Origin of the sequence: Longimonas sp. (assembly GCF_040409695.1) — a bacterium.
Taxonomy (GTDB): domain Bacteria; phylum Bacteroidota; class Rhodothermia; order Rhodothermales; family Salinibacteraceae; genus Longimonas.
Genome location: NZ_JARWGJ010000064.1, coordinates 20,549 through 42,786, shown reverse-complemented (window position 1 = coordinate 42,786; position 22,238 = coordinate 20,549). Strand labels below are relative to the sequence as shown.

Below are 22,238 nucleotides of genomic sequence, written 5' to 3'. Positions count from 1 at the left end.
GTACTCCTGGGGTGCCCAAATTAAGAAATCAAAACAGGCTCTTAGCATGCGAGAAGGTTTAGATACTGCCTAATGTTCAAGCGCTTGCCCGTAGACCTATGTGCAAGGCTACAGATGCGACTCAACCGAAGTAGTCGATTCCTGCGATATGGAAAAATTATCGGAAGCGGATGCTGCACCATCTATATCTGCTGCGTCATCCTCAGACTCCTCCACCTGAACGCTGACAGCATGTACTCCTTTGGGACCGTCATTCAATTCAAACTGCACAGACTGCCCGGTATGTAGCGTTTTGAAATCGTCGTCAGAATCGATCTGCGAGTAATGGACGAACACGTCCTCGCCTCCGTTTGGATGATTAATAAACCCGTACCCTTTTTTGGCATCGAACCATTTTACTGTACTCTGCTCCATAATATTTTACAGCCAAGCCTTCATATGAAAACGCGCGCGACACTGCCGTAGGAGAGAATTCGCATACCCCCCTGCGACAGCACAAATGTGTTGTGATTCAGCAGCATGTCTCATGGCACTTCTGCTCCGTGGAGTGCTGCTGTGTGGGAGCACGTTGGCGCATGAACCTCACATTCTCGAATATATAGTGCAGAGATGTACCCTGTCAAGTGATTCGTGAAATGAATCGCTTATAGGGTACCACGAACTGCCCATTTCCACGTATGTGGAGCACAGATAGCTTATCCATCTGGTGAAAGACGCTTAGGGATTAGGTACAGGTTGACCTTCAGGCATGCTCGGCAGCGTTGGGTCGGGTACCACGTCGTCCGGTTCGTCAGGGGCAGGAGCGTCAGTAAGACCGTAGTCACGCAAGATATCTTGTGGGATGTCGTAGGGCAGCTCCTGCCGCAGACGGTCGAACGTCTGGTCAAACGCCTGCACGCGATCGGGCCGATCGGCCTCGATGTAGCTCATCCGTACAGACCCAGCAAAGCGTAGTGCAAACAGGAAGTCCTGCGTGTCGGTAGCGGTGCGCAGCTCGTCAAAGACAAGCGGCTCAAGCCCAACCATGATCTCGGCAACGCGATCGGCCGAGCCCAGCGCTTCATACGCCTGTGCCATGAGCACATAGCTCTGCAGGTTGCCCGCAATTGTTTCGAAGGGGACCTGTTCACTGAAGCGGTCGAGGAAGGCCCGCACCTCCTCATGTTCGCCGTCGTTGGCCCACTGTTCGGCGGCATGCGAAAAGAAGAGCCGATAGCCATCGGCCATGCGCCGTGCATTCTCGTCGTGATAGACGGACGGGTCTGCCAGGCCCCGGAAGCGGAAGTCCTGCATCCGGTCGATCGTGATGTCAGGCACCACGCGCCCAAATCGAACGTCATGCTGCACGGGAACTACCCGGTAGGCCTGTCCCTCAAGCTGCAGGTAGTCGTCAAGGTTAAGGCGCCCGCCCTGGGCCACGGTCACAGCAAAGTAGATAGGTCGCTCCCAGCCCTGCTGGGCGTTCGTGCGTATGATGTCGAAGACCGCGAGGTCTGCGATCTGGAGCATGTTGCTCTGTTGGTCGAACGGACGCCCCTCCAGGCGCCAGTTCATGGGGGAGGCGATGCGTGTCGAATCAGACGGGTGGACCGTTCCGGTAGTTAGTGCCGCTTCCGGGTCAACGTCGACCGAGACGTCCTGAGCCTGCCAGGCACGCGGGCGTAGCTGTTCGACCTGGCTATCTGAGAAAGAGAAAGGCAGGGGGGCTGAGTCGCGTGCTTGCTGGTTTTTAAGCTGCGAAATATACCAGGACGTGTTAAGCAGTGATAGGTTGACGACACGGACATCACGGCGTACCCCTTCAACTTCCTGTAGATACCAGAGCGGAAAGGTGTCGTTGTCGCCGTTGGTGAAGAGAATGGCATTCTCGTCTACGCTATGTAGCATGTTATAGGCGTAGTCGTATGCCAGGTAGCGCCCCGAGCGGTCGTGGCTCTCGTAGTTTTGAGAGAGCATCCAGCCAGGCACGGCGAGGAGTAACACTCCGCCGGCCACGGCCATGGTGATCAGGCGTTTTGCCTGCGGTAAGGCATCGCGAATAGAGTCCTTGAGCAGGTGTATAAGTCCGGTAGCGCCAAGGCCCACCCATAGGCTAAATGCGAAGAAACTGCCGGCATAGGAGTAGTCACGCTCGCGGGGTTGCAGCGGCGTCTGGTTCAGGTACAGGATGATTCCTATACTGGTGATGAAGAAGAGCACACCGAGGGCAGTGGCACGCCTCCAGTCATGAGTGGCATGGTAGAAGATGCCAAACAGTCCGAGCAAGAGCGGTAAAGCAAAGTACACGCTGCGCCCTGCGTGCTCACTGGGGGTAGCGTGTTCAGGGGGCGCAGCGGCGATTTCGGGGTCGAGAAAAGATATTCCTGTTGCAGCAGGTGCATCCTGGGTGTCGGCAGCACGGCCGGCAAAGTTCCAGAGGAAGTACCGCGTATACATGTGTCCAACCTGGTACCTGAGAAAGAAGTCGAGGTCGGAGTTGTAGCGGTCATAGACCTGGCCATGACGTGGATCGGGTGACCAGCGGCGCGGGAAGAGCTTCTCGTTGTCCTGTTCTACACGTCCCAGTCGGTCGTTGTACGAGGGCCCCGAGAAGAGCGGACGGTTGCCATACTGTTCGCGCGACATGTATGAGATGAACGCCTCCAGCGATGACGGGTCGTTCTGGTCGATCGGCGGATCGATATCGCTTCGGATTGGGATAAGGGCGTACGAGGAATAGCCAATCAGAGCGAGCGTTACGTACAAGAATAGCAGGTTGGCCACGCGCATCTGCTTTGCGTGTGTGGTATACAACCCATATGCGATGACAGCTACAATCGCAGCAAGGGAAAAGAAGGGAGCGTTTGTCGCAGCAAGAAGCGCCGGAAGTCCCTGAATAATTCCTGGATACAGGAGCAGGAAGATCCCTGACGAGATGCCGCCGGCAAGCGCAAGATACTGCAGGCGGGTTGCGAAGGCCCATTCAGGGTTGTCGTAGCGCTGGAAAAACACGATGAGCGCAACAAAGAAGAGCGAAAGCAGGCTCAGGAGGTGAACACCGATGGCAAGTCCGTAAAGATATGCAATCACGAGGAGCCAGCGCTCTGACGGCGAGCCCAGCAGGTGCTTCACGCCGCGGGCCAGGTCCCGATCTTCGGCGCGGGCGTACTCGCTCCATTTCATAGCCAGCCACACGCAGAGTGCTGTAAAGAACGTGGAGAGGGCATACGTCTCGGCCTCCACTGCATTGAACCAGAACGAGTCAGAAACGGCGAGCGTCAGAGCGCCGACGAGCCCTCCGATGTAAGCGCGGATGCGCACGTCACTGCTCCAGCTGTCGAACGGCCCCTGCCATTCGCGAACGAGGTGCTGGATGATAAGGTACGTGAGCAGCACCGCGAATGCGCTCGACACTACCGAGATAAGGTTGATGGAAAGCGCTACATATGCGGCTGGCACGAACATCGACACGAGCCGACCCACCAGCATGTAAAAGGGAGCGCCTGGAGGGTGAGGAATCTGCAGCGTGTTCGACACGGCAATGCGCTCGCCTGGATCCCAGAATGATACCGTAGGAGCCACGGTGAGCGCGTACAGAACAAGAGCAAACGTAAACAGAGCGGCCGGGATAATCCGGTCGAGACGCGACCAGTTCATGTAGGAGGCTGTAACTACGGAATTAGCGATAACAGGTAGTGCAGTTGTGCGCGATGAGCGCGTGTGTCAAGGGCGCAATGTTGCCGGGCAGTGTGGCAAAGGAAGGTAGACTGCACGGGCAGAACGCGTAGCTTAGTGCATGTGGAAAACGTAGAAGTCAATGCAGCGAAAGAGTCACGGATCCAAACCGGTGGTAGCAAAGCGATCGAAGAAGCAGAAGTTCAGTAAGGCTTTCACTATGATCGCTATGAAGCCTCATAAGAGAGGGCTACGTTAGCGGGCCAGGTACATGAGGGCCGTTAATAGACCCGGTAGCAGGCACGGTACGTGCAGAGACGGGGGGATGGAAGAGAGTCGGTGCTTCTTCGTTCAACCCCTTCACGCTCTGATCCCTCCATTCCCTGACAGCGGGTGCGGCGTGGATGTTCGGGCGGGTATTACTCGTATCCTGCCACGACGATTACGCATTCACCGCGGACTTTCGATTGGCTTGCGTAGTACTTACGCAGCTCCTCCAGAGAGCCGCGGCGCATCTCCTCGTGGACTTTGGTGAGTTCGCGTGCAACTGCTGCATCCCGGCTGGATGCAAACGCCTGTTCTAAGTCGCTCAAGGTGCGCACAAGGCGATAGGGCGATTCATAAAAGACAAGCGTGCGGGGCTCAGTGCTGAGGGTTTCAAGACGCGAAGAGCGGCCCTTCTTACGCGGTAGAAATCCCTCAAACACGAATCGGTCCGATGGAAGCCCGCTGGCCGTGAGCGCAGGCACAAAAGCCGTGGCACCGGGGAGCGCCGATACGGGAACGCCGGCCTCGTGGCAAGCGCGTGCCAGGTAAAACCCTGGATCAGAGATACCCGGACTTCCTGCATCAGTGATGAGCGCAACGTCGTGGCCGACGCGCATGCGCTGCACCAGATGCGGAGTCTTGTCATGCTCGTTGTGCGCGTGGAAGCTTGTGGTGGGGGTGTCAATGCCGTAGTGATTGAGCAATACCCCCGATGTGCGTGTATCCTCGCAGGCAATCAAGTCAGCTTGTTTGAGCTGGTCAACGGCCCGGTAGGTCATGTCGGCGAGGTTGCCGATGGGGGTAGGAACAAGGTACAGCATATTGCAGGCGAAATGTGACGGGCGAAGCGTAGTATAAAAGATGAACGTCCCGAATGCGCGTATTTCAGAGCATGGACCACGCATGGACCGGTTTACCACGACGGCTCGTCGCGGGGATCGCTCGGAGTGTCGGACTCCGGGTGTGGGGTGTCATCGTTGTCGCCTTTAACCAATGAGGCTGCTATTGCTCCTCCGATGCCGCCAAAGACAGCCCAGAGAATGGCGCCCATGATAAGCCCTACGATCATGGCACCGAGTCCTGGTTCTTGCATGGCCTGTTCCTGGCCCTGCATCATCTGCTCAAACTCTTCGCCAAAGAACCCCTGTATGATGGATTCCCCGTCGAGACTGAGCGGACGCAGGATCCAGTCGAAGAGTCCGCCTAAGAGCGAGCCTACGATGCCGGCGCCGGCACCAAGCGTGGCGCCTTCGACCGGGTCGATGGCGGTGCGGGTGGTTGTAACGTAGTGCCACGAGGCAACGCCCCCACCCAGCACGACGCCGAGACAACATAGCACGTTGATGAGCGAGAGGTACGATGTGCTCAGGATGCCGACGACCACGCCACCAATAAAGATCGATTGGATACGCATAGAAAAGGGCGGTTTAATGGAAAAAGAGGCGGATGATGGCGAACAAGACAAGCCTGCAGTGGCTGATAGCTTTGTCACTTAGCGTCTACCCACTACCCAATCAGGGATTATGCCAGGTCCGGTTGTCCCGTTGCTGCACTGTGTGTCTGCACTGTGTGTCTGCGCGCCACCGGATCTGGCTATGAAAGGGCTGTGAACCGGTGGAGAGGGATGAGCGGCTGGGCGTTCTGGTCGCCCAGCTTCCAGTTATCCACGCCTTCACCCTTCCAGACGCCTATACATTAACACATTAACGAGGCACGCGGGGGTAGGGTTACGTTATGCATCAGGTGTTTCTGATGGGGGGGTATCTTCGTGGCCCCAGGGAGCCGGAGGCGGATCGATGGGTTCTGAGAGGTCGAAGTCGACACGCCAGCTCCAGTCTTCGCCTCGTACGGTGCCGTAGCTATACCGCGTACCCGGCTCAATGTCCAGCCGCCATCCACGCCAGATGCCCGTCTCCTCGGTGCGCTCCTCCGACAGAAACTCCTGCCGCGTTTCCGTGCCCGCACTTTCTGTGAACCCGCCATACATCGTGGTTTCGTCAGGCGCGCCGTCGGGAGTGCGGTGGTCATGGCGTATCTCGATGCTATGCTCATGCCGTGTTAGGATCCATGTGCGGGAGCGGTCCCACCCCTCGTCGGTTTCGATGTGAAAGGGAATCTCGATACGGTCGTCTTCGCACACACGCCAATGAGCAATGAGCATCTCATCGCCATCGAGCATCTCGTCGCCTTCGGGTTCGCGCTCAAGTGCACCGGGATAGGCATTGCCACACTGGGCGCGCATCCGCTCCCAGTATGCATCCTGTGCAGACTCTGCTTGAGCATTGGTTTCTACATGTGCAGGAGCATCTGTAGCGGCATCGTATTCAGGAGAGGGCGCATCCGCCTCGCATCCCAAAATCAGAAAAAGAGCTACAAGGCTTATCGTGAAGGCGTAGCGTAACGGAGGCATGTAAAAGTCGGGGATAGGAGAAAAAATAAGCACGTACAGGGTGCGTTGCTTCACAGAATGCATGCGCTCAACATACAACGCATCACGACAGAAATGCAGAGGCAGGCATAGTATTGAATTAAAGATTCAATGCAGGGGCCAGTAGACGGGCTCCAGGCGGGCTACGGGCCACAGGGAAGGTCGTTTTCGTTGCGCATGAGACAACGCGTTATGGGGCAGGTGGAAACAGTGATATATGCGTTGTATCCTAATAAACATTGATGCTCTCCAATTGTGCACTGTTTGATGGATTCACTTGACTGGCACCGCGTGGCCTACGCAGAGTTTGCGTTTGCCACGGTTACGCTCATTATTGTGCCGCTGGCACTGCTTCTTGCTTCGGTGAAACGCCCCGATGTGCGCAAGCGCATGTTGGCATACTGGCGGGCTGCAGCGCTTCTGGGCATCACAGTGTACCTCTGGATCGCTGAGATGACGCTTGGGTTCGTGACCAGCGTGGCTGCGCGGGCAATCATTCCACTGGTGCTATGGCGCGGCGATATCGGGGCTTTATGGACAAACCCGCTTCCTAAACCGACCTCGTGGCAGGCGCGTGTCTACCGGGCATGGTGGTACTTCGTGGTGGTCTACTCGGTCGCAGGGCTGCTGTCGATGCTTCCGCTGCTGTCGTGTGCGGTTACAGGGGATGCGAGCGCAGCCTGCCAGGCATGGTACGGGCCGCCTCAGGCGTACAGCGCTCTTTTGCATGATGCTGCAGATCCCTGGCTGCTCGGTCGATGGGCGCTGGCTGCCCTTAGCCTGTACGCGCTGTATCTGATGGCGACTATGTACCGCCTGCGCCAACGCATGCCATCTGAGATGCCCTCGTCATAGGCGGGCGAGAACAAGAAGATAGAAATAAGCAGGGAGAAGCAGGCAAATCGCCATACGGTGCTGCTTGGTACCGCGATGCTGCATCCCATGACCTGCTATCGCGCCCGTATCGCGCCCGTATCGCAGGAAGCGTATTCAGATGCGGTCTGCATCCGACTGAATTACACACTTCTCCCGTGTTATACCCTGTAGAAAGCGTGCGCGCAAATTAGGATGAATACGGACGTGCACCTGCCTCTGGAGTGAGCTTTCAGGAACTGTAGACCAGATCCTAATTTTCAGGTAACGTACGTACCCTCATTCCCCTCTTGGTCGTCTTTCTATGCTTGGTACAGTAGGCGAACTTTTCATTATCACCGCCTTCGTGGCCTGTGCACTGTCGGGTATCACGTTTTTCTGGGCAGCGCAGACAAATGTCGGTGCCGAAAAACGGTTATGGACGCGGGCCGGACGCTGGTCCTGGGGCGCAATGACAGCCGGTGTGCTCGTTGCCTCGGGTATCCTGTGGTATCTACTGCTAACCCATCAGTACCAGTATGCGTACGTGTACCAGCAGACGTCAAATGAACTTCCGCTTCGATATTTGATTTCGGCGTTCTGGGCCGGACAGGAGGGGTCGTTCCTGTTCTGGGGAATCATGATGTGCGTAACCGGGGGGCTGCTCATCAGCTACGTGAAGCGCCGTTATGAAGCGCCCGTCATGGCTGTTGTTGCGCTCTGCCAGTTTGCATTGCTCTCGATGGTCGTAGGGCTTCAGTTCGGGAGCATGCCGATCGGCGCGTCTCCGTTTATGACGCTCGCTGAGAAATTCCCGACTGCGCCGATCTTTCAGGACAACCCGCACTTCATTCCTGCTGACGGGCAGGGTCTGAACGACTTGCTACAGAACCCGTGGATGACGATCCATCCTCCAGTGCTATTCATGGGGTTTGCTTCGATGGTTGTGCCGTTCGCCTTTGCGATATCGGCGCTCTGGAAGCGCAAATATACGCAGTGGGTACGTCCTGCGCTTCCCTGGACGATCTTTGCCATCCTGATGCTTGGCGTGGGCATCGCCATGGGCGGCTACTGGGCGTACATAACGCTCTCGTTTGGCGGCTACTGGGCGTGGGATCCAGTCGAAAACTCATCGCTCGTACCGTGGCTTCTGGGCGTGGCCGCTCTTCACACCATGCTGGTCCAGAAAAAAAGCGGGTCAAGCCACAAGGCCGCGCTCATCCTGAGCATTCTTGCGTACATCTTTGTGGTGTACTCCACGTTTCTGACCCGTAGCGGCATCCTTGGGGATGTGTCAGTACACTCCTTTGTGGATCTCGGGCTCTACAACCAGTTGCTTATCTGGATCGTGGGGATGGGGGTGCTGGGCCTGGGTATGTTTGCCTGGCGCTACAACGAGCTCCCCGAGCCCGATAAGGAGCCGCGTATCATATCGCGTGAGTTCATGATCTTCTCGGGCGCTATGATCCTTACAGCCATCAGTGCTGTGGTCATTCTGGGTACAAGTACACCTATTCTCGGGCATGTTTTCCACGAATCGCCCTCAACGGTACCCATTGAGTTCTACAACCGGTGGACGCTTCCGCTTGCGTTGGGGCTGGTGTTCTTAGCCGGTGTTGGACAGCTTATGTGGTGGAGCAAGATGGGCGTGGAACAGCTCAATCGGGTTGTTATCAAACCGCTCGCCGCAGCTGCTGCAGCGACAATCGCGATCTTGGTGCTCACGCCCTTTGCTGAGCAGACAGTCATTCTGCCAGCTGACGTGCCTACCCAAGAGTTCGCGCAGGCGAGCTTTACGGAAGGCTTCGGGGTCTTCTGGGATACGTACGGCTACGCCCTCATGCTGCTGATGCTCATATTCGGTTCATTTTTCGCGCTCTTTGGAAATGGAGCTGTGCTCTGGCGTATTGGGCGCGGAAACCCGCGTATGGCCGGTGGGGCAGTTACGCACATCGGGTTCGCCATCATGATGCTGGGGATTGTTGCGTCGAGCGCGTTCGACCGTCCCCTCCCACTGCTCGACCAGATCCGTACAACCGCCGATATCGAGAACACCGCGCGCGAGAACTTTGTGCTGGCTCGTGGTGAAACCCGCGTCGTGAGCGGCTACGAGGTAACGTACCGCGACCGTGCCGTCAACGACTATGGACGCGACGAGTACGTGCTTGATATTACCGACCGGCAGGGCAGAAGCTACACGCTGACCCCTGAAGCCTATGAAGCCGACGATGGCCAGTGGTTCATGCATCCGGGTGTAAAGAAATTCTTTGAGCAGGATCTGTTCGTCGCTGTAACACCACGCGCCGCTACAGGAATTGACGACGATCCCGATGTAACTGGTGGCGAGTTCCAGCTGGCTCGGGGCGATTCGACGGTAATCGGCAATGATGAATACGCAATCGCGTTTAAGGGATTCGATATGGAGGTGCCCGAACACGACCTCCCTGGCGATACCCGATTGGCGGTGGCTGCCGTCATTGAGATGACAGACCTTGCAACGAATGAGATGCGTCGCCTCGATCCCGTTTATATGGTAACGCACGACAACCAAGAGCGGTACGTAGAAGCCTATATTGAAGACTGGGACATCCGGCTCGCCTTCACCGATATGGATGTAGACACAGGGCGCGCCAACTTTGCCATTGATGGTGTCGACGTGATGCCCGACGACTGGGTTGTGGTTCAAGCCAGCGTCAAACCTCTCATTAGTCTGGTTTGGATCGGGTTTATTATGCTCTCAGTCGGGTTTGTGATCGCTCTGGTACGCCGCGTGCAAGACGTGCAAAGTCGATGATGCAAAATCGATGGTAGGCACGTGACTTGCTCACTATCGATAGTCGGCATGCGTGACAATAGCCGGCATGCGTAAGCTTTTATCCATGCTGCCTGCGTATATCGGCTCACGGTAATGCTGCCGCTGCAGACGAGGCGGAACGTATTCAATACGGACGGAAAGGCACAAGACGTGAGGTCATGGGACTGTAGGGGACATAGGATGAAAAGCATTCCGAGGTAAAAGATACAATTCTGCTTTGCCTTGAATTCACCGGCGGTCCGGGAATACCCCGGCAGTCTCATTGTACCATGTAACGTAATCGTGCACTATACCCGCTGCTTCTCATGGCTGCTTCCCCCCCTCCAGTACTTGGCCGCCCCCGGCTATACCGGGTCATTCAGGGGGCTGTGTTCGTCACGATGTCGGTGGTGATCGTGCTCGGTTTCTTACGTGAGATACCGCAACTTGCCATCATCGAAGAGTCGGCACGTAGCCTTTATTTCCACGTGCCCATGTGGTTTACCCTGATGGGGGCAACGCTTGTCTCGGCCTACCACTCAGCACAGTATTTGCGTACCGGAAACATCGTGCGTGACATCCGTGCGCGCGAGGCGGCACGCCTGGCTATTGCGTTCGGGATTCTCGGGCTCATAACCGGTATGGTGTGGGCACGCTTCACCTGGTACGAAGGCACCGGCAAATGGTGGAACTGGGATCCCAAGCAGAGCATGGCGCTTGTGCTCATGCTGATTTACGGCGCTTACTTTGCACTGCGGTCGAGCGTAGAGTCCGATGCCATGCGAGGGCGTATCGCAGCAGTATACAATCTGTTTGCTTTCGTAACAATGCCGTTTCTGCTTTACATCCTACCGAACCAGATGGCAAGTCTGCACCCCGGTGCTGATGGCAGCCCTGCACTCTCGCAGTCGGACCTGGCTCCATCTATGCGGTGGATCTTCTATCCGTCGGTGCTTGCCTTCTTTGGGCTGTTCTGGATGATGTATACGCAGCGCGTGCGACTGGCTGTCGTCGAGTGGCGTGAGCGCGCTTCTGCACTGCTCACTCCTTCCCGCTAAATATCTTGCGGCTGTCGTTTCCTGCTGATAGACCTCCCACGTATGACAATCCACCCTGTTGAGTCTGCTGCTGACGTGATAACCCGCGACACGACGTGGACCGAAACGCCTATGCCAACAGCCGAGCCCGATGCGCTTGAAAAGGTCATGACGGCCGATGGTAAGATCTACGTTGTTGTGGCGGTACTGCTCATTGTGTGGATCGGTATTATGGTCTATCTCTACCGGACCGACCAAAAAATCGATAGGCTGGAACGCCGCGTAGACGACTCGATTTCAGAAGATAGATAGCGGACGTACTTCCTCCTTTACCCCAACAGTTTCTAATTTTTCCATGCGTCCTAAAAAGATTATCGGCTTCGTGCTCATGATTGGTTTCGGAGCCCTGCTGTTCTTCAACTTTGGAAGCCAGGTTGGTGGCTACATGGGCTTTGCTGAAGCCGAAGCCAGTGGTGCCAAAGCCCACGTTGTAGGCGACTGGGTTAAGGAACAGCCAACCAACTACGATGTGGAGCGCAATGTCTTTACGTTTCACATGCGCGATGAGGCAGGCGTTGTTCGTGAGGTGCAGTACAACGATCCTAAGCCGGCTAACTTCGAAGAAGCCGAGCAGCTCGTTATTGAAGGCTACGCCGGCGATGACGTATTTATTGCCGACTATATCCTGGTGAAGTGCCCGTCGAAGTACAACGACGAGCGCGGATTGCAAGAGCAGGCTGATGCTTCTTCAATGCCGTGAACGCGCTTAGCTGTTGCACCTCCTCTATCCATAGACCGAATCAGCGCTGTGCCGACTCCTGTTCCACCCTGTCCTGATACACCGAATTGTGAGCGCGTACAGCGCACATTCGAGGCCGCGCCTCAGCGGGTCTACCGTGCGGCTCTTGCAGCCCTTGCTGATCTAAATCCTATCTCCTGTGAGACCGACCCCGATAACCGCTCGGCCCAGGCGGTATACCGTGTAGCCTTTGTCTTCAACGACGATGTTCACATCGCTGTACGTCCGTCAGATAAGGGGGGAAGCACGCTGCATATCCGTAGTGCAAGTCGGGTCGGCTACAGTGATCTCGGTGTTAATGAGCGCCGCGTGCGCCGCTTCTTTAGGGCACTGGCTCACCATTTTTAAGCTCCCGTACTTCTAAGGGCCTGTAGCCCGTAACGAAATATCTCCTGGTGCTGCCCCCGAAACGTAGTTCACAGTCGTGGAGCGCTGGTAACACGAAGGCGAATCGCAAACCTGTAGCTATCTTATCGATCCGGTCGTGATCAGAACAGGTAGAGCGACAACACTTCAGTTTTAGCGCCTTGCTATCATGCTTCTACGCAGGGAGTGACCAGAGCGACCGGGTGGCCGATGCCTTGTGGCGCTCTGGCGTGGACGTCTCGCGCAGGTGATACGTGAGATCATCCGGTAACGGTCGATGCAGCACACGGCTGTGAAAGAAACGCAGCGCAGACTCGGCTTCTTCACATGTCGCCACTGTGGCTACAAATGACAGGAAGGCAGCCACATGGTTGGCGTCCAGCCGATAAAGCGGCTTGGAGTCGTAGAAGTGCAGGTAGCGATCAATCCAATACATCGTAGCTGGCTCTTCGTGCAGCGGAGCACCGCTCATCCGGTATAGCGCACGTGCTTGGCGCATCAGTGCATCGTGATGCTGGATCGTGGATGTTACGGTGCGGAGCGCCTGGGCAGCGCGCGAACTGCCCTCAGGGAGGCGGTAGGAGTCAGGACTCATGGGAACGTTGCTCACGTGGTAGGGACAAAAGAAGCAATGGGCAGCGTGGGTATGCAGAGAACTACCATGTACAGCATAGCATATGCTTCGCATCTCCGTGTGCGCGTTGTTGCCATAGACAGGTGAGAAACCATCGCCTCTTAAGGTGCGCCATTGGAGCATGTGCCTGTCTGCTCTTCAATTGCATTCTTATGTATCCTTGCCGTATCCCGGTGCTGCAATGCCTACGTTTACTCCTCTGGGAACCGCTTCAGCTGTGCCTGCACACGGACGCCATCTCTCGGCAGCCCTTCTTACACATCGTGGGCGCCATGTGCTGTTTGATTGTGGGGAGGGAACGCAGTACCGGCTCCGCACTGCCGATATATCGACCTCGCGTATCGATGTGATCGCGATTACACATCTGCATGGCGACCATTGTTACGGACTGCCCGGACTGCTCTCATCGATGGCGATGCACCAGCGTACGCATCCGCTTGTATGCATTGGGCCGCCCGAACTTGCTACCTGGCTCAGGGCAACGCCCGGGGCGTCTCCAGATGATCTTCCCTTTGCATGTATGCTGCGCATAACATCTCCGCCCCCGGCATCTACCACAGTGTGGCGAAGCCCCGATGCATGGATCGAGGCTCGCGCACTTGAGCATCGCGTGCCTGTGATGGGCTATCGATGGGCAACCCGAACACGTGCTGGGCAGTTGGATGCGGAACGGGCACGCACTCTTGGCGTCACGCACCCGCCCGACTTTGGACGGTTGAAAGCCGGGCGTGCCGTAACGCTCGACGACGGTACACACGTCCGACCCGAGCAGGTGCTTGGGCCCCCACGTCCGGGCGTGTCCTGTTCCTATGTAACCGACACGCGTCCGTGTGCAGGGAGTCGCGCATTGGCATCGCGCGCCGACCTGGTCTATCACGACGCGACGTTTGCAGATGACCATGCGGCACGCGCGCACGAAACGGGGCATAGCACAGCCTCGCAGGCAGCGCAGACCGCACGCGAAGCCGGAGCGAAGCATCTGCTCCTCGGGCATCTGAGCGCCCGGTACGAGAACTGGACGTCGCTCGAAGCCGAGGCGCGGCGCATCCACCCGAATACCGATGGTGCTGTAGAAATGCAATCGTACCGCGTCGGTGCACGTTGAAATCAGTTACGCAAGGAAGCGAAAGGCTTCAGCGCAGTCTTGTGAAATGCGGCACAAGCGCATACCCTCGCAATCCGTAACGGCAGTGTGATTGCCGAAGCATTTCGTGCTTACACACGCAACCCGCTGTCATCGGGAAGAGTTGATGAGACGATATGTGCAGCCCACCCTGTTGTGTGTTGTACCACGTAGATTCGTAAAAGACACCCTGGCCCGTGGCCTCAAGCTCGCAAACTTCAAACGGTTCGGATCAATCGCATCGTAGTCAGCGCGACGGCTCGTCTGATGACGCGGCCAACATGTCGGATGCCGGTGACGCGTACAAGGGAAAAGAAGAGCCCTCCGATAAAGAACGTTTCAACCAGATGGATAGTCGTCTGGTAACGCGCATCGGGAAATACTTGAAGCCGTACGCCGGGTGGGTTGTGCTTGCGCTGCTGATCACGCTGGTTGCGGCCATGCTTGGCCCGTTGCGTCCGCTGCTTATCCAGATCGCCATTGACCAGTACATTGTCGACGGCGGAGGAAGTGCTGATGGAATTCAAGGGTGGATTATTGCACAGGCCGAATCGCTCGGTACATGGGGGGTAACAGGGCTGCAGGCCATCGTCCTGTTTCTGCTTGTGGCACTTCTTACAGAAGGTGTGTTTGCCTTCATCAAGAACTACATGACACAGTGGATCGGCCAGCGTGCTATCTACGATCTGCGTACCACCGTCTTCGACTTTGTTCTGCGCCAGCCGCTCAAGTTTTTCGACCGTACGCCGGTAGGGCGCCTCATTACGCGCACGACCAGCGATGTTGAGGCGCTCAGCGATGTGCTTTCCTCAGGGGTGGTCGTGATCCTGGGGGATCTCTTTCGGCTGGTGTTCATCACCTACTTCATGTTTGCGATTAACCCCACCCTGGCGATTGTAACGCTTACGGTGATGCCGCTCATGGTGTGGGTTACGTTCTGGTTTCGGAACCACGTGCGTACGCACTACCGCGAAACCCGAAAGCAGATCTCGCGACTCAACTCCTTTATTCAGGAGCACGTCACGGGAATGAGCATCGTGCAGCTCTTCAACCGCGAGCAGGAAGAGATGCGACGCTTCAAGCAGATCAACGATGACCACCGCAACGCACAGGTCCAGACGATCTTTTACTTTGCTATCTTCTGGCCTGCGGTGCAGATTATTGCTGACGTGGCCGTAGCTGCGGTGCTCTGGTTCGGGGGGCTACAGGCTATGGTGAGTCCGGCCCTTACTCTGGGTGTGCTTATTGCGTTCATCCAGTACGCGCGGCAGTTCTTCGAGCCGATTCGAGAGCTCTCAAATCAGTACAATACGCTACAGCGCGCTATGGCTGGGGCTGAGCGTATCTTTGGATTGCTCGATGACGACAAGGCCCTGGAAGAGCACGACGACCCTGTCGAGCTCGATGCGATCAAGGGGCGCATCACGTTCGAGAACGTGTGGTTTACCTACGACGACGTAGACCGCGTTGACGCACCAGCGTCGGCTGAGTCAGTCGAATGGGTGTTGCGCGACATCTCCTTCACCGTTGAGCCGGGCGACACGGCTGCGATTGTAGGCGCTACCGGCGCCGGGAAGTCCACCGTGATGAACGTGCTGCTGCGCTTCTACGATATTCAGCATGGACGCATCCTCCTTGATGGCGTCGACATTCGCGAGCTGCGACTGCGCGACCTGCGTCGCCACATTGGCATGGTGCTGCAGGATGTGTTCTTGTTCTCGGGCACGGTCGAACAGAACCTGACCCTTGGCAACGACGATATATCGCGCGAGGCGATCGAAGAAGCTGTGCGCATGGTACAGGCCGATCGTTTCATTGAACAGCTGCCCGACGGCTATCAGCAAGATGTGAAAGAGCGAGGCGCTTCGCTTTCGCACGGACAGCGACAGCTGCTGGCGTTCGTGCGGGCGCTGCTCTATCGTCCTGAGGTGATGGTTCTTGACGAAGCGACATCGAGCGTGGATACCGAAACGGAAACGCTTATTCAGAATGCGCTGGAAGCCATTACCGAAGACCGTACGACCATTGCCATTGCGCATCGCCTGTCCACGATTCGCGATGCCGACCAGATTCTGGTGATGCACAAGGGCGAACTACGTGAGCAGGGCACCCACGATGAGCTGCTCAAGGTCGACGGACTCTACCGCCGCCTGTACGAAATGCAGTACCGCGAGCAAGAGCCCGAAGGCGTGCAGGAGTCCGTTCAGGCTTGATTGCGAAGCGCGCGGCAGATGACGAGGAAACACTCGCTGCTGGTACGAACCTGTCGAAGTAGCTTTCCGGCCCGTGTGAGGCCCGTGCTATTTCAAAGGAGAGGCAATAGATTGATAGGCATCACACCCGTTTCCGCAGAGCTGAGGCAGGTGTTTCCACGGCAGGATGAGCGACCTCAGTCGTTTCATTCCGGCCTCGCAGTTCTGAAGATACAGCGAGCGGCGGAGCAGTCCGAAAAAACACGTCGGGGTAGACCTCCGGGATTGACAGCACACCCAGTATGACGCGCAACGTTTTCACTTCCAGACCAGGCTGCATGAGAGCACGTAATAACTGGTGCGCTACGGGCGAGAGCGCACTCCGCGTCCGGGTCGGATGCTGTAGGAGGCGGCTGTCGCGCAGAACCGCTCCCGATTGAGCATCAACCATCTGCACCGTGATGCGCTGACAGGTCTGCGCACCGAGCTTGCTAACAGCCTGACTGAGCAGGCGCGCAAGAACAGGCTGAATCATCTCCCAGTAGGCAGCAGGCTGATCCCAGTGCATAGCACGCATCACGGTGGAGGGGGCTGTGTAGAATGGCACTGGAGACCGATCGACCCGTGACGGGTGGAGCAGCGCATGCAGGCGCCGGCCATGACTTCCGAAAGCATCTACGAGCCAGCGCCGTGATATCGTCTGCAGGGGGGCCAGTGAATCGTACCCTTGCTCCGTTAGCACCTCCAGCATATCAAGCGGATAGCCGAGTTCAAGCAGCCGTTCTGTCCGAAACCGGTAGAGGAGCGAAGCGGTGTCGTCATGCCCGAGGCGCATGAGCGTGCTTGGTTCCGCGCACAGTGCGCCGAGGCGGGCTGCGGGCCGGTCGGGGGCGAGTGCCGCCTGTACGTGCAGCGTTTCCAGGTGGTGGCACAGCTGCTCCGTATCCACCGGATCAAAATACAGCGTACCCGGCCGCACCGAGGCGATGCGCGGCGTGTATGCGTTAAGGCCCTGCATCACGTCAACCCAGACGGCCGACTCGGCTCGCGGGTCCCGCGCCAAGAAACGCACATCGGGTGCACGTTCTTGAGCATGCGAAAGCGACATGCCCGATACGACGCCAGCACGTTGCGCTGCGGGCGTTGCCGCCACAACCTGTTCCGACTCGGTAGCTGCGACCCCGGCATCGGATGTGCGTCCGTGCTGGGCATGCAGGTAGTTCAGCGACCATGCGGGATACTCGGGTACGTAAAGGCAGCCGATCATGGGAAAAAGAGGCTATGAGTAAAAAAAACAGACTTGTAGGGCGAAGGCCAGGTAGTGCTTAAACGCGACGAATGTCGAGCACGGCAACGACCACACCCTGAATGCGAACGCGCTCGGCGGGGTACTGGGTAGGCGTGTATGCGCTGTTTTGTGGAATCAGGTGCACGGTGTTTTTCTCGAACCGAACCGTTTTCAGCGTGCCGCCGTCGCCGTCAATCCAGACCGCGCAGATGTCGCCACTGGTTGCTTCCTGGGTCGATCGCACTACGACAAGGGCGCCCTCGGCGAGCCCTGCATCCACCATCGAGTCGCCGTCAACCCGCAAAAAGTAGTCGCCCGGTTTGAGCGAAATAGGCACCAGGTCTTCCAGCCCCTCGACGAGATCCACGTGTTCGCCGGCCACATCCGAGAGCGGCCCCGCAGGAATGCGGCCGAGCATCATCCACCCCTCGTCGACGAACCGGCGGGCCCGGTCGGTCAGCGAGAGCCGAAGCGGGCCTCGCGATCCGGAGCGCTCGCGTACGATGAAGCCTTTCTTCTCGATCCACCGAAGCTGCTCGTAGGCCGTTGTGGGAGAACTCCACCCGAAATGGTCGGCAATCTCCGTTCCAGTGGGGGCACGGCTGTACATCCCCATGTAGTCGGCAATGAACGTCACGATCTGTTCCTGCCGTGTTGTAAGACTGCTCATGCAGCTAAAAACCGTAAGAGTAAGAGGACGGATACGAGACGGCACAATAGAGACCGCACAACAGAAACGACAGAGTTCGTTCCAATGCGCAATTTGCAACCACCGTAATCAGTTACGGTGGTATGATATGAACCAGAAACGAAGTATGCAAATGTACATCGTGACCAGAGGCACGGTAGCAAGAGATGCAGCCCCAACACGCAGTCCCAAATAAGAAAAGGCCCACCCCTGCAGAGTGGACCTTCGCATCGTTCTGAAGCGGCATGTTCGGGGCTATCCGGGGAGTACGTTGCGTACCGGCGCAGGGAGCTCAACGGGGCGCCCGGTTTCAAACGAGATCCAGACGATCGACGCCGATCCGCGTGCAACGACGGTATCCGGTGCGGACGCTGTCGTTACGCGATAGTACGTCTGGATGCTGGAACGTCCGGGCGCGTCAGATAGCAGCTCAATCTGCACGGTTGCTGGGTGCGTAACCGGACGCTTGTACGCGCAAGCTGTGTGGGCTACAACCGGGCCGGCTGCGCCCCCCATCCACCCTGTATCTGGAATCCGGTTCAGCCACTCAACCCGCGTCTGCTCGAAGTACTGGATAAACCGGATGTTATTCACGTGCTGAAAAGCATCCATGTCGCCCCACCGTACCGGAATGGTGGCCATGTACATGGACGTAGCATCGTCGGGAATGTCAACGCGCGGCTTGGGCATAGAGCGGGGGTAAACAATAAGAAAGTAAAAGTATAGAGGGATGCGCCACGGCTACGCCTTTCTGAAAGAGCATCGCGTAGAGCAGGGCCTCTGATTCAGCGGAGTTGATAGGCTGCCTAATAGAGCGAGGTATCGAACGTACGGCGGTGTGTCTTCGTTACCGGATGGTCGGGCCCGAGCAGCGTAAAGAGCGCCACACACGCTTTGCGGGCGCCGTCATCGTCGAGAGAGCGGTCTTCGCGCACGACATCGATAAAGTGCGACAGCGCATCGTCGAACGCCTCCTCGCGCAGCGCCGCAAGCGCCTCGCGGTACGTGGCAGCCGTGTCGGTATCGGGCAGGTCCGGATCACGCGTAAGCAGGCGTCCAAGCGTCTGCACCGCTTCGCGCTGCTGACGAAGCGCCGGATCCGCCACATCGAGCGTGTCGATAAGCGTGAGCGCCCGCTCGGGAGCATCGAACACCAGTGCGCTGGCTAACAGCAGCCGCGTTTCTGGAGAGGCCTCCTTGCTCTCTGCAAGAGGAGCCAGCAGCTCGGCCGCGTCCTCGCGGCGTCCGTCGCGGAGCGCAGCCTGCGCTTGACGAAGCGTCTCCTTTTCCTCACTGGGCAGATGTTCATCCAGCCACTTCTCGATAGCATGCCGGGGCAGTGCGCCCGTGAATTCAGCCTCCACGGTGCCATCGACAAACAGCTTCACCGCCGGGATACCGCGAACGCCATACTGACGGGCCAGGTCGTTATGCTCGTCCACGTTCACTTTTACAAGCCTCCAGTCGTCGCGCTCGGCATCAAGCTGCTCCAGCGTGGGGCCAAGCTGCCGGCAGGGCCCGCACCACGGTGCCCAGAAGTCCACCAGCACAGGCGTGGTGCGGCTCGCTTCAATAACATCGGTTGAGAAGTCGGATGCAGTCGTCTCCATAGCAACAACAGATAGATGAACGAAATGGAATACACTGCATTAGACGAGAAACATGTAGAATTGCTTCTCTGTTTGGCGATTTCTCACAGTAGTACACTGACAGTAGTAGCCTCACAGTTCCATTCTCATAGTTGCGTGCTCGTTTCAGGTAACCCCGCTATAGCTATGTCTTTTGAAGACGCTGAAGCTCGCATCATTACACACATGAACGAAGACCACGCCGATGCTCTGCGGTTGTACGTGCGCGCCTTCACCGAGTACGCCGGTAAAGCACCCGGCGATGAGGAGATCCGGATGCTCGGGTTGGATGCGCAGGGGATGACGCTGCAGGTGCCGGAAGCAGAAGGGCGTGTTCACATCCCTTTTGACCCTCCACTCAGCGACCCCAGCGAGGCCCACGACCGGCTCGTAGCCCTCGCGCAGAAAGCTCGCGCCGCATTGGATGCATAACGCATTAGATGTATAAGACTGTGCGAGCAGATAGATGCGCTCCATGCCACAAACACTATGCATCGTAGACGCAACTCTGGACTTGCCAGTACGTTACGTATTGTGAAAGGGGCGCAAAGCAGTGCGTGTGTGTCGTGCATGTATGAGATATGTATTGCAGTGGCCCTCCGTTGTACTTTACAGCTTTCTTCTGTGCGCTTATGTGGTCTTGGATTCACACGTTAACCGGTGGCTGGCTCACAGGAGCCACGTCGTACGATATCTCGCCCACGTCGGCGCGCGAACGCGTGCAACGTGGCGCCTCCTATCTTGACTCAGTTAATCCCCACTGGTATCGCTCGGTCGATCCGGTTACGCTTGAGCTGTCGGATAGCTCGCACTGCGTGTTGGGACAGATGCACGGCGACTACCGGCTCGGACTTGGTCGGTCGCATCTGTTGAACATGGGGTCGAGTCCACGCGCAAGTCTTTCGCCTGTGGCCTACGGCTTTCAGGCTACCGATACGGGTGACGAAGACATCACCGCACACGATTATGACCTGCTCACGGCCGCCTGGGCAGAAGCAGTGCGTATGCGCCACGCCACCGACGAAGGGTCGCCGTTCGACGATCATGCGAAGGCCGGTCTATCAGCGGGCGCATAACGGCACGAAGGTACTTCCCTCTACACGTTTACTCGCATGCGTCGCGGCCTCATGTCTACTGAACGTCGCGCCCGATGCATAGCGCTTCGGCTTCTGAGCGTTGTTTTGGGCCATTCTTATGACCGGCTGCTTATTTCTGGATGATAACGATCGTGCCTTGAAGTCAGAGGGAGATACCGCTACGAGCAGCAATGATGAGGTGCTCGCGGTCGTGAACAAACGCAACGCACGCATCTGGATTGTCCCGGTAGACAGGGATGCTATGGTCGCCATCGGCTGGGTGCCCCGGGTTGGATCGGGGAGGATTGCGCCGGATAAACGGCAGGCGGTGGTCTTCGATGAGATCGCGATTGCGTTGAGCAGACTGTTCAGGACAGGTTCGGTGAGACACCCGGCTGCCGATGTGCATCAGGATTATGTGCATCCGGATTACGGGCATCCGGATGCCTTGGTGCGCGTCTTGCCTGTGAATCCGTATGAGTTAGACCACATTCTTCGTATCAACGTCTCCATCCTCACCACGCCCCATTCCGTGCAAGCCGTGTAGGGCATTTATTGAGTCTTTTTTGCTTACCATGCCAAAACGCACATACAACGAGAACGAAATTCGTGCTCTGCTTGAGCGCGCGGTCGAACTCCAGTCGAAGAGCAACGCTTCGAGAAATAAGAGCGGGCTCAGCCTCAGCGAGTTAGAAGATATTGCTGCGGCGTCGGACATTGACCTCGCCCACCTGAAGCAGGCCGTTCATGAGTTAGAAACGCAGGCACAAGTTGGCACGACATCCACGGAGATTACCAACACGCATGTGTTTGTAGACCATACCGTGTCAGGCTACCTTCCTGAGCACGCGTGGGAAGATCTCTTGATTGAGCTGCGGCGCCGCTTCGGGCTTGCAACAGACGAAGAACGAGTTACAGAGGAGCGCACCGACACATCGCTCTCATGGACGCATGTCGATAAAGATGATCGAGAAACACAGGTATACATTGATGTGCGAGGCGATACGGTCCAAATCCGCCTCTCACAGTACGTGTCTGAGATGGGACCCGCCGGTGAAACGCTCGTCTGGGGGGCGCTTGTGTCAATCGTATTTGGGTCGCTGGCTGCACTCTTTGTATACGGACAGAGCAGCATGTGGACGGTAGCAGGCGGGTATGTGGCCTTCTTTCTACTCACGGTTCCAGTCGCTTACGTAATCGGGAGGCAGCGGCGTCGCAACGCGTTGACCCAACTCACCGACCTTGCAAATCGTATTGCCGATCTTGTTCAACCCCTCTCCACTGCATCGTTGCGCGCCCCAAGCAGCTCAGAGACCATCACCCATCAGGCAAAGCGTACTGGGCGTACCGGGCGCTCATAAGCCCGTCAAGTGCTTGCAAAACGAACTCCGCAGCAGTGGGATTTAAACAGC

21 protein-coding genes and 1 pseudogene are annotated in these 22,238 nt (G+C 57.2%); 12 read left to right on the top strand and 10 right to left on the bottom strand.

What is annotated here, in order from left to right; translation table 11 throughout:
• Positions 1-210: 210 nt before the first annotated feature.
• The 5 genes and pseudogenes from PPP56_RS04065 to PPP56_RS04045 all read right to left on the bottom strand — a co-directional run.
• Positions 211-414, bottom strand: a pseudogene (locus PPP56_RS04065) (cold-shock protein); the annotation flags it as partial.
• A 303-nt stretch (positions 415-717) separates the two neighbouring features.
• A complete protein-coding gene (locus PPP56_RS04060) occupies positions 718-3,636 on the bottom strand; it encodes a glycosyltransferase family 117 protein (protein ID WP_353562757.1) in 2,919 nt (972 codons plus the stop codon).
• A gap of 437 nt (positions 3,637-4,073) precedes the next feature.
• Positions 4,074-4,742, bottom strand: a complete 669-nt coding sequence (rsmI, locus tag PPP56_RS04055) for a 16S rRNA (cytidine(1402)-2'-O)-methyltransferase (protein ID WP_353562756.1) — start codon at positions 4,740-4,742, stop codon at positions 4,074-4,076.
• A 92-nt stretch (positions 4,743-4,834) separates the two neighbouring features.
• A complete protein-coding gene (locus tag PPP56_RS04050) occupies positions 4,835-5,335 on the bottom strand; it encodes a hypothetical protein (protein WP_353562755.1) in 501 nt (166 codons plus the stop codon).
• A gap of 318 nt (positions 5,336-5,653) precedes the next feature.
• On the bottom strand, positions 5,654-6,331 hold the full coding sequence (locus PPP56_RS04045) for a hypothetical protein (RefSeq protein ID WP_353562754.1): 678 nt from the start codon (positions 6,329-6,331) through the stop codon (positions 5,654-5,656).
• 285 nt (positions 6,332-6,616) lie between these two features.
• Between PPP56_RS04045 and PPP56_RS04040 the strand changes: the two genes are divergently transcribed.
• From PPP56_RS04040 to PPP56_RS04015, 6 genes are all read left to right on the top strand, one after another.
• Positions 6,617-7,204 (top strand): DUF3177 family protein, encoded by a 588-nt coding sequence (locus tag PPP56_RS04040; protein WP_353562753.1) that lies wholly within the window; start codon positions 6,617-6,619, stop codon positions 7,202-7,204.
• Between the two features lie 322 nt (positions 7,205-7,526).
• Positions 7,527-9,995, top strand: coding sequence for a heme lyase CcmF/NrfE family subunit (locus tag PPP56_RS04035; protein WP_353562752.1), 2,469 nt, complete (start codon positions 7,527-7,529; stop codon positions 9,993-9,995).
• 326 nt (positions 9,996-10,321) lie between these two features.
• On the top strand, positions 10,322-11,053 hold the full coding sequence (locus PPP56_RS04030; RefSeq protein WP_353562751.1) for a cytochrome c biogenesis protein: 732 nt from the start codon (positions 10,322-10,324) through the stop codon (positions 11,051-11,053).
• Positions 11,054-11,095: 42 nt separating this feature from the next.
• On the top strand, positions 11,096-11,344 hold the full coding sequence (locus tag PPP56_RS04025; protein ID WP_353562750.1) for a CcmD family protein: 249 nt from the start codon (positions 11,096-11,098) through the stop codon (positions 11,342-11,344).
• 43 nt (positions 11,345-11,387) lie between these two features.
• The gene (locus PPP56_RS04020; protein WP_353562749.1) at positions 11,388-11,792 is read left to right on the top strand and encodes a cytochrome c maturation protein CcmE domain-containing protein; all 405 of its coding nucleotides are present in this window, start codon (positions 11,388-11,390) and stop codon (positions 11,790-11,792) included.
• A 48-nt stretch (positions 11,793-11,840) separates the two neighbouring features.
• On the top strand, positions 11,841-12,179 hold the full coding sequence (locus PPP56_RS04015; RefSeq protein ID WP_353562748.1) for a DUF1499 domain-containing protein: 339 nt from the start codon (positions 11,841-11,843) through the stop codon (positions 12,177-12,179).
• Positions 12,180-12,372: 193 nt separating this feature from the next.
• Here the strand turns inward: PPP56_RS04015 and PPP56_RS04010 are convergent, their stop codons facing one another.
• Complete coding sequence (locus PPP56_RS04010; RefSeq protein WP_353562747.1) at positions 12,373-12,792, bottom strand: phage integrase N-terminal SAM-like domain-containing protein; 420 nt, start codon at positions 12,790-12,792, stop codon at positions 12,373-12,375.
• Positions 12,793-13,012: 220 nt separating this feature from the next.
• Between PPP56_RS04010 and PPP56_RS04005 the strand changes: the two genes are divergently transcribed.
• Together PPP56_RS04005 and PPP56_RS04000 are read left to right on the top strand one after the other, a co-directional pair.
• A complete protein-coding gene (locus PPP56_RS04005) occupies positions 13,013-13,936 on the top strand; it encodes a ribonuclease Z (protein ID WP_353562746.1) in 924 nt (307 codons plus the stop codon).
• A gap of 215 nt (positions 13,937-14,151) precedes the next feature.
• The gene (locus tag PPP56_RS04000; RefSeq protein WP_353562745.1) at positions 14,152-16,167 is read left to right on the top strand and encodes an ABC transporter ATP-binding protein; all 2,016 of its coding nucleotides are present in this window, start codon (positions 14,152-14,154) and stop codon (positions 16,165-16,167) included.
• Positions 16,168-16,288: 121 nt separating this feature from the next.
• Here PPP56_RS04000 and PPP56_RS03995 read toward each other — a convergent pair whose 3' ends face one another.
• The 4 genes from PPP56_RS03995 to PPP56_RS03980 all read right to left on the bottom strand — a co-directional run bounded on the left by PPP56_RS03995 (position 16,289) and on the right by PPP56_RS03980 (position 19,732).
• On the bottom strand, positions 16,289-17,413 hold the full coding sequence (locus PPP56_RS03995) for a Y-family DNA polymerase (protein ID WP_353562744.1): 1,125 nt from the start codon (positions 17,411-17,413) through the stop codon (positions 16,289-16,291).
• Between the two features lie 58 nt (positions 17,414-17,471).
• Positions 17,472-18,104 carry a transcriptional repressor LexA gene (gene lexA / locus PPP56_RS03990; RefSeq protein ID WP_353562743.1) on the bottom strand — a complete coding sequence of 211 codons (633 nt, stop codon included), beginning with the start codon at positions 18,102-18,104 and terminating at the stop codon, positions 17,472-17,474.
• A gap of 273 nt (positions 18,105-18,377) precedes the next feature.
• Positions 18,378-18,812: an acyl-CoA thioesterase gene (locus PPP56_RS03985; RefSeq protein WP_353562742.1), complete on the bottom strand. Its 435-nt coding sequence runs from the start codon at positions 18,810-18,812 to the stop codon at positions 18,378-18,380.
• 116 nt (positions 18,813-18,928) lie between these two features.
• The gene (locus PPP56_RS03980) at positions 18,929-19,732 is read right to left on the bottom strand and encodes a tetratricopeptide repeat protein (RefSeq protein WP_353562741.1); all 804 of its coding nucleotides are present in this window, start codon (positions 19,730-19,732) and stop codon (positions 18,929-18,931) included.
• A 165-nt stretch (positions 19,733-19,897) separates the two neighbouring features.
• Between PPP56_RS03980 and PPP56_RS03975 the strand changes: the two genes are divergently transcribed.
• The 4 genes from PPP56_RS03975 to PPP56_RS03960 all read left to right on the top strand — a co-directional run bounded on the left by PPP56_RS03975 (position 19,898) and on the right by PPP56_RS03960 (position 22,187).
• Entirely contained in the window at positions 19,898-20,182 is a 285-nt protein-coding gene (locus PPP56_RS03975) for a DUF2470 domain-containing protein (protein WP_353562740.1), read from the top strand.
• Between the two features lie 200 nt (positions 20,183-20,382).
• Positions 20,383-20,826: a hypothetical protein gene (locus tag PPP56_RS03970; RefSeq protein ID WP_353562739.1), complete on the top strand. Its 444-nt coding sequence runs from the start codon at positions 20,383-20,385 to the stop codon at positions 20,824-20,826.
• A 118-nt stretch (positions 20,827-20,944) separates the two neighbouring features.
• A complete protein-coding gene (locus PPP56_RS03965) occupies positions 20,945-21,373 on the top strand; it encodes a hypothetical protein (RefSeq protein WP_353562738.1) in 429 nt (142 codons plus the stop codon).
• A gap of 28 nt (positions 21,374-21,401) precedes the next feature.
• The gene (locus tag PPP56_RS03960; RefSeq protein ID WP_353562737.1) at positions 21,402-22,187 is read left to right on the top strand and encodes a hypothetical protein; all 786 of its coding nucleotides are present in this window, start codon (positions 21,402-21,404) and stop codon (positions 22,185-22,187) included.
• Positions 22,188-22,238 lie beyond the last annotated feature (51 nt).